The organism is Paenibacillus macerans, assembly GCF_050565405.1.
Classification (GTDB): domain Bacteria; phylum Bacillota; class Bacilli; order Paenibacillales; family Paenibacillaceae; genus Fontibacillus; species Fontibacillus macerans_B.
The window spans coordinates 238500-254514 of the sequence record NZ_JBNYYG010000001.1 but is presented as its reverse complement, the minus strand read 5'-3'; the positions used below and the strand labels follow the sequence as shown (position 1 = coordinate 254514).

12 protein-coding genes are annotated in these 16015 nt (G+C 55.1%); 3 read left to right on the top strand and 9 right to left on the bottom strand.

What is annotated here, in order from left to right; all coding sequences use genetic code 11:
* Positions 1 to 144: 144 nt before the first annotated feature.
* The 3 genes from ACQ4N8_RS01070 to ACQ4N8_RS01060 all read right to left on the bottom strand — a co-directional run bounded on the left by ACQ4N8_RS01070 (position 145) and on the right by ACQ4N8_RS01060 (position 3659).
* A complete protein-coding gene (locus ACQ4N8_RS01070) occupies positions 145 to 1425 on the bottom strand; it encodes a methyl-accepting chemotaxis protein (RefSeq protein WP_430702459.1) in 1281 nt (426 codons plus the stop codon).
* Positions 1426 to 1599: 174 nt separating this feature from the next.
* Positions 1600 to 2715, bottom strand: a complete 1116-nt coding sequence (locus tag ACQ4N8_RS01065; RefSeq protein ID WP_430702458.1) for a mechanosensitive ion channel family protein — start codon at positions 2713 to 2715, stop codon at positions 1600 to 1602.
* A 59-nt stretch (positions 2716 to 2774) separates the two neighbouring features.
* Complete coding sequence (locus tag ACQ4N8_RS01060) at positions 2775 to 3659, bottom strand: LysR family transcriptional regulator (RefSeq protein WP_430702457.1); 885 nt, start codon at positions 3657 to 3659, stop codon at positions 2775 to 2777.
* A 138-nt stretch (positions 3660 to 3797) separates the two neighbouring features.
* On the opposite strand from ACQ4N8_RS01060, the gene ACQ4N8_RS01055 reads away from it, so the two are divergent.
* The gene (locus ACQ4N8_RS01055; protein ID WP_430702456.1) at positions 3798 to 4898 is read left to right on the top strand and encodes a YeiH family protein; all 1101 of its coding nucleotides are present in this window, start codon (positions 3798 to 3800) and stop codon (positions 4896 to 4898) included.
* Here the strand turns inward: ACQ4N8_RS01055 and ACQ4N8_RS01050 are convergent.
* Together ACQ4N8_RS01050 and ACQ4N8_RS01045 are read right to left on the bottom strand one after the other, a co-directional pair.
* On the bottom strand, positions 4888 to 6636 hold the full coding sequence (locus tag ACQ4N8_RS01050; RefSeq protein WP_430702455.1) for a methyl-accepting chemotaxis protein: 1749 nt from the start codon (positions 6634 to 6636) through the stop codon (positions 4888 to 4890). The two genes, ACQ4N8_RS01055 and ACQ4N8_RS01050, sit on opposite strands and share 11 nt — an antisense overlap.
* Positions 6637 to 6796: 160 nt before the next feature.
* A complete protein-coding gene (locus ACQ4N8_RS01045; protein WP_430702454.1) occupies positions 6797 to 9427 on the bottom strand; it encodes a cation-translocating P-type ATPase in 2631 nt (876 codons plus the stop codon).
* A gap of 292 nt (positions 9428 to 9719) precedes the next feature.
* Between ACQ4N8_RS01045 and ACQ4N8_RS01040 the strand changes: the two genes are divergently transcribed.
* A complete protein-coding gene (locus ACQ4N8_RS01040; protein WP_430702453.1) occupies positions 9720 to 11708 on the top strand; it encodes a methyl-accepting chemotaxis protein in 1989 nt (662 codons plus the stop codon).
* A gap of 419 nt (positions 11709 to 12127) precedes the next feature.
* Positions 12128 to 12751 (top strand): uridine kinase, encoded by a 624-nt coding sequence (gene udk / locus ACQ4N8_RS01035; RefSeq protein ID WP_430702452.1) that lies wholly within the window; start codon positions 12128 to 12130, stop codon positions 12749 to 12751.
* A 113-nt stretch (positions 12752 to 12864) separates the two neighbouring features.
* On the opposite strand, the gene ACQ4N8_RS01030 is transcribed toward udk, so the two are convergent.
* The 4 genes from ACQ4N8_RS01030 to ACQ4N8_RS01015 form a co-directional block, all read right to left on the bottom strand.
* On the bottom strand, positions 12865 to 13476 hold the full coding sequence (locus tag ACQ4N8_RS01030) for a DUF2812 domain-containing protein (RefSeq protein WP_430702451.1): 612 nt from the start codon (positions 13474 to 13476) through the stop codon (positions 12865 to 12867).
* 13 nt (positions 13477 to 13489) lie between these two features.
* Positions 13490 to 13807 carry a PadR family transcriptional regulator gene (locus ACQ4N8_RS01025; protein WP_430702450.1) on the bottom strand — a complete coding sequence of 106 codons (318 nt, stop codon included), beginning with the start codon at positions 13805 to 13807 and terminating at the stop codon, positions 13490 to 13492.
* A gap of 254 nt (positions 13808 to 14061) precedes the next feature.
* Positions 14062 to 14940 (bottom strand): carbohydrate ABC transporter permease, encoded by an 879-nt coding sequence (locus ACQ4N8_RS01020; RefSeq protein ID WP_430702449.1) that lies wholly within the window; start codon positions 14938 to 14940, stop codon positions 14062 to 14064.
* A gap of 19 nt (positions 14941 to 14959) precedes the next feature.
* Positions 14960 to 15844 carry a carbohydrate ABC transporter permease gene (locus ACQ4N8_RS01015; RefSeq protein ID WP_430702448.1) on the bottom strand — a complete coding sequence of 295 codons (885 nt, stop codon included), beginning with the start codon at positions 15842 to 15844 and terminating at the stop codon, positions 14960 to 14962.
* Between the last annotated feature and the right edge of the window lie 171 nt (positions 15845 to 16015).

Below are 16015 nucleotides of genomic sequence, written 5' to 3'. Positions count from 1 at the left end.
GCCGGGTTAATGCAGACATAAATAGACTTTATTCGACAAAAATCTCTTATTATCGACAAACATTTGAAACAGGTGCCTCCGGCAAAAGGCAAAAAAAAGAACGCCCGCGATCAGCAAGCGCTCTTGCTCTATTTTGAAGTATTGTTACAGCTTAAACACGTTCGCGAGCCCGTTCATATTTTCGGACAGCTCCACCAGCTCGCCGGACGTTTTTTCGATCTTGGCAAAAATCTTCTCCTGGGTGCTTAACTGTCCCTGGATTTCGCCGGAAACCATAAGCCCCGATTCGATCGTGCCGTTGACGTCCTCCAGCGTCGCGGTCATTTCTTCCAGCGAAGCCGCTTGGGTCGTGACGCCGTCGGAAATCTCGGTCAGCATGTTAAACGTGTTCTCCATGTTGTCCATGATATGCTCGATATTGGTCTTTACGTTACCCGATTGTGTCACGCCTTGTTGAACCTTCTCCTCGGTCCGGGCCACCGCAGCCACGACACTCCCGGTTCGGACGGTCATATCCTGGACCAAATGGCCGATTTCCTGCAGGGATAGGTTTGTATCGTCCGCCAGTTTCCGGATCTGGCCCGCGACCACGGCAAATCCCCTTCCTTCATCCCCGGCCCGGGCTGCCTCGATCGCCGCGTTTAAAGCAAGTAAGTGGGTTTGTTCGGAAATTTGCTTAATGATATCTACGATCTCGGTAATTTTCTGACTCTGTTCCTCCAGGCCAAGCACTTCGCTGCTGACGTGCTTCGTATCCACTGCCAAATCATTAATGGCCTCCACGATGGAATCAACCGAATTTTTCCCGCCTTCCGCGGACTCCATGACGGATTGGGAACGTTCCGCGATTTGCGCGGCCAGTTCGGCCGTATTTTGCGAATGGTTCGTAATTTCCGAAATGGCTACGGCCGTTTGCTGCATGCTTTCCGCATTTTGGGTGAAGACGCCCAGCAGTCTTTTGACGCCGTCGTTAATGTCATGAACCTGCCCGTTGGCCTGCTCGATAATTTGGTTCAAATCCTCCGTGGATAACGTTACCTTTTCGGAAGACGACTGGATCGTGGAAATCAGGTTCTTCAGGTTATCTCTGGCTACCAGGAGCGAGTGGATCATCTGGCCCGCTTCTCCCTGCAGCGTGGCCTGGATCTCGACCGACAGATCGTTATCCGCCATCGAGTTAGCCAGCTTCACGCCTTTTTTCAGCGGCCGGACCAGAAGACCTTCGGAAATGAGCGCCGCGAACACTTCGAATATGATAAAAATGATGAACGCCTTCATCACTAGGGACGGGGTGATCAGCTTAAAAAAATCATTATGTTGACTGTACGATAACGTAACGATTAACGTGGTATTCGAGACGAACATAGCTAAAAACACAAGCAACATGATTCGGGTGCGGATCGATACATTTCGAACGCGGTTCATCGTAGAATCACCTATCTTCTGTAGTATATGATGGGATATATTTGAAACCATTTCACCGTTCCTGGGTATCGCCCCCTAGAATTGGAATGAGCTATAAGACCTATATCTCTCATGTATTGATAGATTATATAGTTCGATATTCCCCCAAGTCAAATTTTGCTGCGCATGGTAAAATCATGGCTCATACGGACTGGATAAACGAACGCCTCTCGCCTCGCCCGTCTCGTCGTCATGCTCCACGAATACCCGCTGCGCCGGATAAGCCAAGCGTACGCCTTCCTCCTCGAGTACCTGCATCATCGCCAGATTCATTTCCTGGCGGGCCGTCAAATACTCCGCCCAAACGGTAGAGCGGGTGAAATAATACACGAAAATGCCCAAACTGCTCTCGTTGAAATCGGTAAATTTGACCAAAATCGTCTCCGGATCAACCTGCTCGTTCTGCCGGAGCATCTGCTCGATCCGGATGATGGCGGCAGTCAACCGCTCCCGGTCGGAGTCGAGCGCCACGCCAAGAGTAAAGCTTACCCGGCGTTTGCCCATCTTGCTCCAGTTGGTGATCGGTTGGTCCGCCAATGCGGCGTTGGGCAGCGTGATGACCGCGTCGGCGAACGTGCGGATTTTTGTGCTGCGGAAGGTGATATCCTCCACCACCCCTTCGGCGGTCGGCGTCAGGATCCAATCCCCCTTGGCAAAGGGCTTCTCCATGATGATGACGATGCCTCCGATGATATTCCCCAGCGTATCCTTGGCCGCCAAGGCGACGGCCAGGCTTCCCAAACCCATGCCGGCCACGAGGCCGTTAACGCTGAAGCCCCACTCCGACCCGACCAACGCGATCGTCACAATGACGACGACAACGCGCAGCAGCTTGGACAGAAACGGGATCAGCATGCTCGAATCGTCCAACCGGATTCTCCGGCTAAGCCCCTCCAGGAACACCGAGGATTGGGCGGATAATATATACATGCCCCAGCCAATCAGAGTAATCACGCAGCTGCGGAACAGCGGATCCAGCCCGGCGGCGACTTCCCAACTTCGCGGCAGGAGGTACTTCGCCCCCAAATATACGCCCAGCAGAACGAAAAACCACCGGAAAGGACGTTCGATCACCTGCTTCCACAGTTCTCCTTTTGCGGATGTTACCCATTTGCGGTTCAGAAGAACGAACACGAGTTTCACGAAAACCTTGTTAAATAATGCGAACATCACCATGATGCCGACGGCAATCCCCGCGTCAGCCCAATCGACCTTCACGAATAATGCCTCCAACCCTTCCTTCAGATTCATCCGACAGGGACACCTCCTTAAAATAAAGTGCCATTATAACATTGCATACCCGATCCTGTCTAAAAGGCCGGCTTCTGCCGCAGCATATCCATAAAGACCTCCATCGCCTTGGTGTAAAAGGGCGTCGCTTGCGTAATGAGCGAGAATTTGCGGATAAACGGGAAGCCCTCCAACCCCAAAATACGCAGCGTCCCCAGCGTGATTTCCTTCCGCACCGCCGCTTGGGACAAGAAGCTGATCCCCAGGCCCGCCTCGACCGACTCTTTAATGATTTGCGTACTGCCAAATTCCATCAACCGTGCCGGTTGGAAACCATTCGCGGCAAACATATGCTCCGCCGCTTCGCGCGTACCCGAGCCTGCTTCCCGGACGATCCAGGTTTCCTCCCGCAAGTCGGCGGCGCGCAAATCCTTGCATTCCCCATACCGGTGCCCCGCCGGCACCACGACGTACATCGCATCATCGGCAATCGGCTCGATGCGGAAGCGCTCGTCCCGGAACTCGCCTTCAATGATGCCGAGATCGAGACTTCGGCTCCCGACCAGTTCCTCGATTTCCTTGGAGTTCCCAATCGTTATCGCCGGAGTAATACCGGGGTACGACTTCACCATCGCGGCCAGGAGGTGTGGCAGCACATATTCCCCGTACGTATAGCTGGCGCCAATCGTTAGAATCCCGCTTGCCGAATGCTTCAATTCATCGATCAGGTATTGCATGCGGCGGTACAGCCCGGAAATTTCCCGCGCATGATGGTATACGATCTCCCCCGCCGGATTCAGGCGTACGTATTTATTGCTGCGATCCAACAGCTTCGTCCCCAGGGACCGCTCCAGCGACCGAATGTATTGGCTGACCGCCGGCTGCGTCATATGAAGCGTTTCGGCCGCTCTCGTGAAGCTTTGCTTTTCGGCCACCGTTACAAATACCTCCAACGTTATATCCATAAGCAGCATCTCCTTCCAAAAGCCTATGTCTCCTAATTCATAACTCATAACTTATCATAACTATATTAATCAATTATTTTACTTATTATTAAAAGCGGCTTAAGCTGAAAAAGCAAACCAGTTGGAGGTGTACTGACTATGGCAACTCCCGATAGCAGCAAAATCAGCCATTCCGTAACAAGCACAGGAAAGAGAAAGGCCGGAAAACCTGGAGCCCTGGCTGCAGGCATCGGCTTTACGATGATTCTCGCCGCGCTTGGTTTAGGGCTAGCCCATTTGCCGATTTTCAACCGGGCGGGACAGCTCGCCTGTTCGATCCTTTTGGCTATTGCGTATCGGCAGCTATGGGGATACCCCGAATCGATCCGCCGGGGCATCCAGTTCTCGGCGCAAAAGCTGCTGCGGTTTGCCATCATCCTGTTCGGTTTGAAGCTGAACATCGGCGTCGTGCTCCAAGAAGGGCTGCCGCTGCTCGTCCGGGATGCCGCGACGGTCGTCTTCGCCATACTGGCGACGTTGCTGATCGGCAAGTGGCTGAAGGCGGACTTCTCCCTTTCCTTGCTGCTCGGCATCGGCACCGGGGTTTGCGGCGCAGCGGCGATCGCGGCCGTCTCGCCGATCCTGAAAGCCAAAGAAGACGATACCGCCATCGGGGCGGGGATCGTCGCTTTGGTCGGCACGCTGTTTGCCGTTTCATATACGGTTCTTCGGCCGCTGCTCCCCCTGACCGATCTTCAATACGGCATATGGAGCGGCGTCAGCCTGCACGAAATCGCCCATGTGGCGCTGGCTGCCGAGCCGGCCGGGCCAGATGCGCTGGCCGTCGCTTTGCTGGCCAAATTGGGCCGCGTTTTCCTGCTGGTCCCGCTCAGCTTTGCGTTGATGATTGCAATGAAACGGGCCCGCCAAGCAGTAGCCCGCGCTGGAGCCGATCGCGATCACGCAGCGGAAAGCGCGCCCGGTTCGCACATCAAAGTCCCGTTCCCCTGGTTTTTGCTCGGCTTTATCGCGACGAGCGTCCTCGGCAGCTATGTCTTGGGCAGCCTGATCACCGTGCCGGCCGCTGCCCTGAACGGTCTTTCCTCCCTGACCGCCTTCCTGCTGACGATGGCGATGGTGGGCCTAGGATTAAATGTGAGCTTCCGGGATCTCCGTTCCAAAGCGCTTCGGCCGTTCCTGGCGATGCTGATCACGTCGGTGCTGCTATCCGGCCTGACTTGGCTCTCGCTTACAGCCTGAACTTCCCGATCATCGCCTTCAACTCCTCGGACAGTCGGCTGAGCCCGTCCATCGAGGCCATCATTTCCTGCACCCCGGCATACTGCTCCTCGGTGTGCGCATAGACCTCGCGGGAGCCGTCCGCCGTCTGCTGCGCCACCCGGTCGATCGAAGCGATCGCCTGAACGGCGGCATCGGACTGCGCCGACAGCCGCTCGACCCGCCCGGCCACGCGCCCGATTTGCCCGGCCGCCTGCTCCACCGCCCGGCGGATGCTGGAGAACGTCTCCCCGGCCCGGTTCACCGTCGCGAGGCCGGCCGCCACCTCCCGCGTCCCGACGTCCGCCGCCTCGATCACCAGCTCCATCTCGCTGCGGACGCCTTCCATCAGCTCGGCCACGCCCGCGGCCGCCGACCCCGTCTCCGCCGACAGCTTCCGCACCTCGCCGGCGACCACCGCGAAACCCTTGCCGGCTTCCCCGGCCCGGGCCGCTTCGATCGAGGCGTTCAACGCCAGCATTTGCGTCTGCTTGGCGATGCCGCCGATCAGCCCGGCCGCCTCTACGATTTGGCCGGTACGTTCGCCCAGCCGTTCGATGAACGAGCTCAACTCGGTCATATTGTGCCGAATCGTGCCCATTTGCGCAGCTGCGGAGGTCACGATCTCTTCGCCGGCCAACGTTTCTTGCATCGCCAAAGACGATTGCCGCTCGGCCTCCTCCGCCAAGGCCGCCATATCGCGAGCGCCGTTTGCCATGTCCGTAACCTCGGCTACGCCCAGCTCCACGCTTTGCACCTGCTCTTCGCTCCCGGCCGAGATTCGGCCCATGATACTGGAGATCTCGCCGGAAGAGGCGCGGAACTGCTCCGATTGCAAGCGCAGCTGCTCGGCGGATTCCGCCACCCGGCCGGCATGATGCCCCAAGTCGCCGATCATGCCATGCCAGCTGCGCCTCATGTGGTTGAAGGCCGCCGCCAGTTCGCCGATCTCGTCACGGTTGTTCACGACCGTCTCCGCCGTTGCCAGATCGCCGTCCGCCAGCTCGCGCGCGCCTTTGACCATGACCTGCATCGGCTTGACGATCTGCCGGGACAACGCCACGCCGGTCAAAACGGCAAACAGGATCGCCACCGCGCCGCACAGCACCAACAGCCACACGGTCAAAGACGCTTCCCGCTGGTAGCGGTCCAGCTTGTCCTGCAGCTCGTTCGCTTGCAGCGTGCGCAGCTCTCCCGCGCCTTCGATCATCTCGTCCGACGTCGGGATTGCCCACATGAGCGCCTCCGCTTTCGCCAAATCCGGCTTGCCTTGATTCACGTAATCCCGGACCTTGGCCAGCAGCCGGGCAAACGTGGCGTTCGACTCCGACAACGAGGTGATGACCGACGTTTTCTCTTCGCTCAGGGAAGCGCTTTCCATTTCGCCGATCCAAGCACCCAGCTGTTCGTTCGCCGCCGTAAGCTGCTTCTCTTTGTCCGGCGTCGGTTCGACGATGTATCCGAACAGCAGGCTGTTCTGCCGCTGCGTGTCGACCTCTAATCCGGACACCTGATCGAGCGCTGCCGTGTTTTGGGCAAGCAGCAGCGAATAGCTGCGATCCAGCCTGTCCAAAAACACGTAAGCCACCCCCGCGATGACCCCTACCAGCAACGAAACCGTAGTAAAGGCTGCGGTCAGCTTCCGGCCCAGCGAAAACCCGCGCCCGTTCATCCGTACGCGAGAGCTGCCGGTCTGCTTCATTTTCCCAACCTGCTTCATCTGCCGTCCCCCTTTGGTATACTCAACGAACAAGGGCCGCCAGACTTGTCATCCGCGGCCATGGTTTGTGTTGTCTCTCTTCTTCTATCATCTTACATATCGGGGAGGAAAGGGAATTCAAAATTCTCCTGTATTATATGAAAATCCTCACATCTCGCCCTTAGGCTTCCTTCGCCTTCCCCATCCGCGCAAACACCTTGATGATCTCGTTTAAAATCAGCGGAATCAGGGCCAGTACAATCACAAGCCCCCAATCGGCCAAGCTGAGATTCTGCACCTTAAACGCGGCCGCCAGGAACGGTACCGAAATCGAAATGAACTGCAGCACCAGGCCGGCGACCACCGCGCCGACGAGCAGCATGTTGGAGAACAGGCCCACCGAAAAAATCGACTTCGTCGCGCTCCGCTTCGAAAACGAATAAAACAGCTGCGACGCCGCCAGCACCACAAAGGCCATCGTCCGCGCATAGGTCATCACGTCCTCGGGAATATCCTCCGCGCGCAAGCCATACCCGTGTTCCCGAAGCCCCACGTAGAAAGCGACCAGCGTCAGCGCTCCGATGAGAAGGCCGCCCAGCACCGCCTGCAAGGCCGCGCCCCCGGCGAAGAAGCTCTCCTTCGGATCGCGCGGCTTCCGTTTCATCACGTCCTTTTCGCCCGGATCGACCCCCAGCGCGATCGCCGGCAGCGTATCCGTCACCAGGTTGATCCAGAGAATCTGGGTCGCCAGCAGCGGCAGGGGCCAGAAGAACAGAATCGAAGCCAGGATCGCAACGATTTCCCCGAAATTGCATGCCAGCAGAAAGGTGACCGTCTTGCGAATGTTGGCGTAAATGTTCCGCCCCTCCCGGATCGCCTGCACGATCGTCGTAAAATTGTCGTCGGTCAGAATCATGTCGCTGGCGCCCTTGGATACGTCCGTCCCGGTAATGCCCATCGCCACCCCGATATCGGCAGTTTTCAGGGAAGGCGCGTCGTTCACCCCGTCCCCCGTCATCGACACGATATTGCCCTGGGCCTTGTAGGCTTTGACGATCTTCACCTTATGCTCGGGCGAGACGCGGGCAAATACGCGGATATTGTGGATCTTCGCGGCGAAGGCCTCATCCGACAGTTCGTCGATCTCCGCGCCGGTCATGCTCTGTTCCAGCGAGGCGGCGATCTCCAGCTCTTTGGCGATGGCGACGGCGGTGTTCCGGTGGTCGCCCGTGATCATCACCGGCGTGATGCCGGCCCGCTTCGCCTCGCGGATCGAATCCTTCACCTCGGTACGAGGAGGGTCGATCATCCCCACGAAGCCCAGGACCGTCAAGTCCTGCTCCATCTCCTCCGGCGGCAGGATGCGATCCGTGTCCTTGTAAGCCGCGCCAAGCACGCGCAGCGCATCGTCCGACATCGCTTCGGCCGCCTGCAAATAGCGCTGCTTCAGCTCCTCGGTTAAAGGCACGACCTCTCCGTTCACTACCGCGGAGCTCGAAATCCGCAGCAGTTGGTCGATCGCTCCCTTCGTATGTACGCGGTAGCCTTCCCGGGTTTGGTTAAACGTGGACATCAGCTTGCGGTCGGAATCGAACGGCTTTTCGGAGACCCGCTTATATTCGGCTTCCAACGATCTCTTCAATATATCGTTCTGCTCGCCGTACACCACCAAAGCGATTTCCGTCGGATCGCCGGTGCCCTGGCCGTTCTCGTAGGTGGCATCCGAGCAAAGCACGAACGTCTTGATCATTTCGACGGGCGCTTCGTCGCCGAGCGGCGTTGCGGTAAAATGCTTTACGACCGTCATTTTGTTTTGCGTCAGCGTTCCGGTTTTGTCGGAGCAAATAATGTTGACCGAGCCTAACGTTTCGACGGCCGGCAGCTTCTTCACGATTGCGTTGATACGCGACATGCGGGTGACGCCCAGCGCCAGCACGATCGCCACGATCGCCGGCAGCCCTTCCGGGATGGCCGCCACGGCAAGGCTGATCGCGGTCAGGAACAGCTCGAACAAGTCGCGCCCCTGGATCAGGCCGATCACGAAGATGACGACGCAGATGCCGATGGCGATGTACCCGAGCATTTTGCCGAGCTCCTCCAGCTTTTTCTGCAGCGGGGTCAACTCTCCAGTATCCTCATCGAGGATTTTGGCGATTTTGCCCATTTCCGTTTCCATCGCCGTTGCGACCGCAATTCCTTCGCCGCGCCCATAGGTTACGAGCGTCGACATAAACGCCATATTGCTCAGGTCCCCGACCGGCGTCTTGGGATCGTCGTGCGTGTCGTCGGCGTTCTTGTCCGAAGGCACGGACTCCCCGGTCAAAGCGGATTCCTCGATCTGCAGGTTGGCACTCTCCAGCAGGCGTAAGTCGGCCGGAATGTAGCGTCCGGCGTCCAGAATCACGATATCCCCGGGCACGATGTCCCCGGAATCGATCTCTTTCACTTCGCCGTCGCGCCGTACGAGCGTTTTGGGCGTCGTCATCTGCTGCAGCGCTTCGATCGCCTTCTCCGCTTTTTGCTCCTGAATCACGCCGATCACCGCATTCAGCAGCACGACCGCGAGAATGATGATGGCATCCATGAATTCTCCGACGATCAGGGTCACCACGGCCGCGCCCAGCAGCACGTAGATCAGCATATCCTTGAGTTGAGCGAAAAAGAGAGACAACATGCTTTTCTTAGGCTTGCCTTTCAGCCGGTTAGGCCCGTATTTCTCCAACCGCGCCTTGGCTTCGCCCGAAGACAATCCGGCCGTGGGATCAACCTGCAACTCCTGCAGGACGGCCTCCTGCGATTTCGTATGCCACATCGGCAACACCTCTTCATTCGTAATGGGAAGGCGAACTCTTACCAATATTGTAAACCTAATCCACCGTAAATTATGAGAAAAAACTTACGTCGCAAAAGGCGATGCGGCCTATAAACTCCCGGCTGGATTTTGTCGATAATTGTAGAAACATCTTAGATAGGGGAGAAAAAAATTGACCTTGTTCCGCAAGCTCTCATTAGCTGCAAAATTCATGATGACCGCCGGTTTAGTCGTTTTCATCGCATTAAGCCTACTGTTGGTGATCAACCTTAACCAATCAAGAGATACGAGCATGGCGAAAGGCGAACTGGAAGCCGAGTTGGCCGGCAAACAATACAAAGCCGATTTCGAAAGAAAGTTCATCGTCCTCAAGGCTTCCTCGGAGATTTTAGCCAAGATGTTGGCCGAAGCCGGCCACCAGGGAGATCTATCCCGGGAAGAGGCCGTCGCTTTGATGGGAAAGGAGCTGCTAAACCATCCCGAAGTCTACGGAATCGGCGCGTTATGGGAACCGAACGCCTTCGACAATGCCGACGCGGCGAACGTGAACAAAATGGAGTTCAACGATGCGACCGGACGCTTCCTCCCCTATATCTATAAAGTCGGAGACCAAACGAAGGTTGCTTCCTTGGCGGACTACGGGACGCCCGGCGAAGGCGATGATTACCAGTTGCCGAAATCAACCAGAAAGGCGGCCTACATCGAGCCCCATCTCGTCGAGGTCGAGGGACACCCCGTGCAAATGATGACGTTGGCCTATCCCATTCTCGATACGTCGGGAGCCTTCCTCGGCGTAATCAAAATGGACGTGTTGATGGATTATTTGCAGACGGCGGCGGAGAAGTATACCCCGCTTGGCGGATACGTGGCTTTGGTGGCGGGAAGCGGGATTTATGCGGCTAATCCGCATGATCCCGACTCGGTATTGCAGCCTTACGGGGATAATCCGGAAAAAGAGGCGCTGTGGAAGCAGGTGAAGAGCGGAGCGGCGTTGAAAGGCTATACGCTCAACTCGGCCGGCCGCGAAGTACTGCGGGCTTTCGAGCCGGTAACCATGCCGGGCAGCGATCAGGTTTGGTTCACGCAAACAGCCGTGGACAAGGATGTCATTTTGGAAGAATATACGCAGGCCCGGTTCACTTCGATCGCGATGTCGGCGGGCACCCTGGTCGTGTTGGCCGCGATCCTAGCGTTGTTGGTTTGGCGAATGGTCATCGCGCCTTTGCGCGTGTTGACGGAGAAATTGCAGTTGATGGCCGGGGGCGACCTGACGCAAAAGCTGCAGGTTCGAAGCGGCGACGAGTTTGGAAAAATGTCCGGTCATTTCAATGAAATGACCGAAAAGCTGCGCGGCATGTTCCAACTGGTTGCCGATTTATCCATGTCCGTCGGCGCAACGTCCCAGCAGTTGTCCGCCAGCGCCGAACAAACCGAAAAAGCGGCCGAAACGATTGCGGAATCGATCAACCGGGTTGCCCAAGGCGCCCAAAACCAAAACGATTACGCCGCGGAATCGTCGCAAGCCGTGGCCGAAATGGCCTCGGGCGTGCGGCGCATCGCCGATTCCTCCTCCGCGATTTCCGATTCCGCGAATGAGGTGACGGTAAAGACGAAGGAAAGCGGCATCCAACTGGAGCGGGCCGTATCCGACATGAAAGAACTTCAGGCCGCAACCGAAGAAACGGCATCGGCCATCATTCGGTTAGAAGATCGGTCCATTGCCATCGGCGGCATGATTGAACTTATTACGAATATTAGTACGCAAACGAATCTGCTTGCGATCAATGCAGCGATCGAAGCTTCCAGGGTCGGCGAGCATGGCCGGGGATTTGCCGTCGTCGCCGGAGAAATCCGCAAGCTGGCCGACCAGACGAGGCGGGCCGCCGAGCAGGTTACGGAGCTGGTGGAACACGTGCGTACCGATACCGGCAAGGCCGCGGATTCCATGGCCAAAGGCAGCGAGCAGGTCAAACGGGGCGTGAGAAGCGTGTCGGACAGCAATGCGATACTGTCGCTCGTGCTTACGGAGATCAATAACGTAAACGACCAGCTGCAAGAGGTATCCGCAACCGCCGAGCAAATGACCGCCAGTACGGAGCAGGTTTCCGCGAGCGTGGCCCAGTTGGCCGACATCGCTTCGGAATCGTCCTCGGAGGCGCAAAGCGTCGCCGCTGCCTCCGAAGAACAGCTCGCCTCGATGGAGGAAATCTCCGCCTCCAGCGAAGCGCTAAGCAACATGGTACAAGAGCTGCTGGAAAAATTGTCTCAGTTTAAAATTTAGGAACCTTCGGGTCGAAGAAGGACGGTCACGGCGGAAACGATGCGCCGGCACCGTCCTTCTTCGGCGTTTTAAAAAACATCGATATCCCGCCACAAATTTGCCATAATATGAAGGGTCCCGGAAAGGCGGGAACAAGATGAAAAAAAGCGGGGGCTATGCTACAATACTGGAATGTTACCGGAATGTTAACGTTTCAAGGTAGTTCAAAAAGTCATCTTTTGATCACGAAGAAGAATCATGAAGATTACTCAACGTCGAATCTTGAATTCAGCCGGGCCTTCCGTTGCTCTCGTAGCTTCCAGCTACGCTCCGCTACTCAGTCCCTAGCTTCATCCAACCTTCTCGGTGCTCCAAACCTGACTTTTTGAACCTTCATTTAATTAATTGGTTGTTTACTTTTAGGAGGGTATTAGAATCGCATGTTAATTATAGGTATCGCTGGCGGAACCGGCTCGGGGAAGACGACGGTAGCCCGTTCGGTTATCGGCCAGCTTGCAACAGATAAAGTCACGTTCATCTCTCAGGATAATTACTATAAAGATCAGGCGCACCTCAGTATGGGCGAACGGGAAAAAACGAACTACGACCACCCTTTCGCCTTCGATAACGAGCTGATGGTCGAGCACCTCACCCAACTCAAAAACGGCCAAGCCGCCTATGCGCCGGTATATGATTTTACGATCCACACCCGATCCGACAGAACGATCAAACTGCTGCCGAACAATATCGTCATCGTGGAAGGCCTGTTCGTCCTGTACGACGAAAAGCTGCGGGAATTGCTGGATATCAAGGTATTCGTAGACACCGATTCCGACGTGCGCATCCTTCGGCGCGTCCTGCGCGACATGGAGGAACGCGGCCGCTCGATCCACTCCATCCATCAGCAGTACCTGGCAACGGTGAAGCCGATGCATGAAGCCTTCATCGAGCCGTCCAAGAAATACGCCGACCTCATCATCCCCGAAGGGGGACATAACGAAGTCGGCATCCAGATGCTGACGATTCTGACGGAGAAGCATTTAACCGGCGGAAGCATCGTTTAGAAACAGCCCGTCCGGGGCTGCATCGCGCTACGGCGTACATGAACGGGGGCGGCCGGTCGGGATGTGAAATACCTGCATTTTTGCAGGTATTTTTGATTTTCAACGAATTCAAGCTAGGACTGAATCCGACGGTACCGTCTTTTGGCCATGGCCGAGAAGAGCAGATAGAGCGCGATCAGCAGCGGGAACAAGAGCCAGGAGAACCCGCGCCCCAGCGCAAACGGGGTTTCGAACAGGAACGCCTGCCAAAACGAGGCGCCCGTTTTCTCCCACAATCCCGGAGTATAGTAAAGGGCCTTCGGATCGATGAACGCCGTGGCATCCACCAAACCCGTGGAGACCATCGCCGCGAAAATCGGGATATAGCAGCAAGCCAGCGTAAACCACATCTGGGACCATCTTTGGTAACGCCCCGCTTTGGAATCGACGTCCGAAAAAATATCGTTGCTGCTTTGATCTCCCGCCTTCTTGAAGTACTGCGTGCCCGAGTACTTGCTGCCGGCGACGTGCAGCCAGCCGCTATCCTCAAACAAAGCGACGTAATCTCCGAAATCGGCCTGGCTTTTGAACTGGCGATAATCGATTTTGATCACCGCCTCCTCCGGCTCGGATGCTTTAAATTCGTAGGAGAACGCCTTGCCCGCGAAGACGTATCCCTTTTTGGCCATATCGGACAGCCACTGCTCTTCTTTTTCAAAATCGATGAAAAATTTGAATTGACGCATTCCGATCTCCTCCTTAATCCAATGGCATGATTTCCTTGGTCACGTTGATCATGTGGTTCATCCGCTTGAAGTCAAGCTCCAGCATGTCCCTGCCCTTATTCGTGATGGCGTACACCTTGCGGCGGCTATCCGCGCTGGCGGCAGGCTCGATCCATTTCAGCTTCACCAGATTGTCGATCGCCCCATACAGCGTCCCGGCCGCCATGCGCACCTGGCCGAGGCTGAGCCCCTCCACTTTCTGCATGATCAGATAGCCGTGGGCCGGTTGCGCCAAAGCCAGCAAAATATAGTACACCGTTTCGGTCAACGGCAAATGTTTGTCCCTGTTCATCGCGTCGCTCCTTTGGGCCTGGTTTTAGATTTATATCGTACGACTGTATAGTTATACTATATATAGTTTAACTGTATATTGCAACAAAGAAAAAAAGCTTCCATCGAAGCTTTCCCGGAGATATCGTCAAGTTCATGAAAAATCCGGATAAATATCTGCGCTATTGCAGGTATTTATCCGGATTTATAACGATTTCTACGCAAATAGCAGCACTTTTGCTGCAATTTGCGGACCGATGAGGCTGAACTCCATTTTTAACCTTTGACAGATCCGACAATCAAACTTTTTTGAACCTGATCGCTAAGGAGAATGTAAATGAGTAGCGTCGGGACCGTGGCGATGACCAAACCGGCCCCGATCGGCCCCCAATCGGTCGTATGCTGCCCGGCAAGCGACATGATGCCGACAGTCAACGTTTTTAGCTTGTCGCTGTTAATGAATGTATTGGCAAACATGAGCTCGTTCCACGTGTTCATATAAGTAAAGATCGCTACGGTAGCCAATGCGGGTTTGAGCAGCGGAACGATGATTTTATAAAATATTTTGTAAATGTTGCAACCATCGATGCACGCCGCTTCTTCCAGTTCGCGCGGAATGCTGTTCAGGAAACCGGTCAGAATAAAGATCCCCATCGGCAGCGCAAAAGCGACGTAAGGAATGATCAGCGCCCAGTACGTATTGAGCATATGCATGTTGCGTAAAATGACGAACATCGGCAGCAGTGTTGCGTGAATCGGCACCATCAATCCGATCAGGAAATAGGTTAGAAACAGGTTGTTCATCTTCCAATACATCCGCACGATCGCGTACGATGTCGCGGCAAGCATAACGCTGGAGACGACGATCGTAATCAGCGTTACGATCACGCTGTTCATGAAATAGATCCCAACGTCACCGGTCGTCAGAGCCGACGCGTAGTTCGACCATCTCCATACATGCGGCAGCCCGAGGACGTTGCCGCCGAAAATTTCGTTGTTATCTTTGAAAGAAAACAAAAGCAACCAGATGAGCGGATATACCTGAATGAACGCATAGGCTGCCAGAAACAAGGTGAGCAGCCATTTCCCGACCGTTTTCATGTTGAAATTCGACTTGGAGTTCGTCTGGGTTATAGAAATCGCACTGTTACCCATGATTCACACCCCTTCCTTCTTAATATACCGCGTCTTTCCCGAACGCTCTTTGAATCAGAACCGTTGCAACCAGGCATTCGACGATGATGAAGATCGCCATCGCACTGCCGTAGCCATATTGGTATTTGGCGAAAATGGAAGTGTACATGATCGTCGTCGGGACATCCGTGGCGTGCAAAGGTCCGCCGTTCGTCAACACATAAATCAGGTCAAATGTTTTGAACGAACCGATAACGGAAAAGACAACGCATACCCGCAATATCGGCTTCATCAACGGAATCGTAATGCGCGTGGCCATGGTAGCCTCGTTGGCCCCGTCGATTTTGGCCGCTTCATAAATATCGGTGGAGATGGACTTGGCTGAGGCGTACATCAGCAGCATATGATAGCCGACGTATTGCCACAGCAGCGATACAAACACCGCGCCAAGCGCAGTATGCGTGTTTCCCAGCCACTCCGTGGCTAGAGCCCCGAGGCCCAAATTGTTAAGCAGGATGTTGAGCATACCATAGCTCGGGTGGTAGATTTTCATCCATAATTGACCGATCACGACGGTCGAAATGATGACCGGAATGAAGTATACCGTTCTGTATAATTTCTCGAGTTTGACCCCTCTGGCCAATATCAAGGCAAGCAACAGGGACACCGGCAATTGAATGCCCACGGAAACGACGGCCAGAATAATGGAATTTTTTATCCCTTTCGTAAACCCGTCGGAGTTGTTGGAGAACAAATCGACGTAGTTTTGCAACCCGATGAATTTACTTACGGTGAAGCCGTCCCAATTCAGCAAGCTATAATAACCGGAAAAAAAGATCGGTAGTATGATAATGACAGTGAATACGACAAACGTCGGGAATACAAAAAGAAAAATCGCTTTTTTATCGCCCAGCAGCTTCTGCATACGACGTGATACCTCCTTGATGAACAAGTAAAAACGCAAGCCACTCTATATAAAAGATTTGCGTACTGGTTGCAAGCAAGCGGAACACAAAGAATGTATGGCAATGTATACAAACCTGGATTTCCAGCAGTACCTTTGCTTCAAATAAATTTCCCTGCTAATCATTCGCTG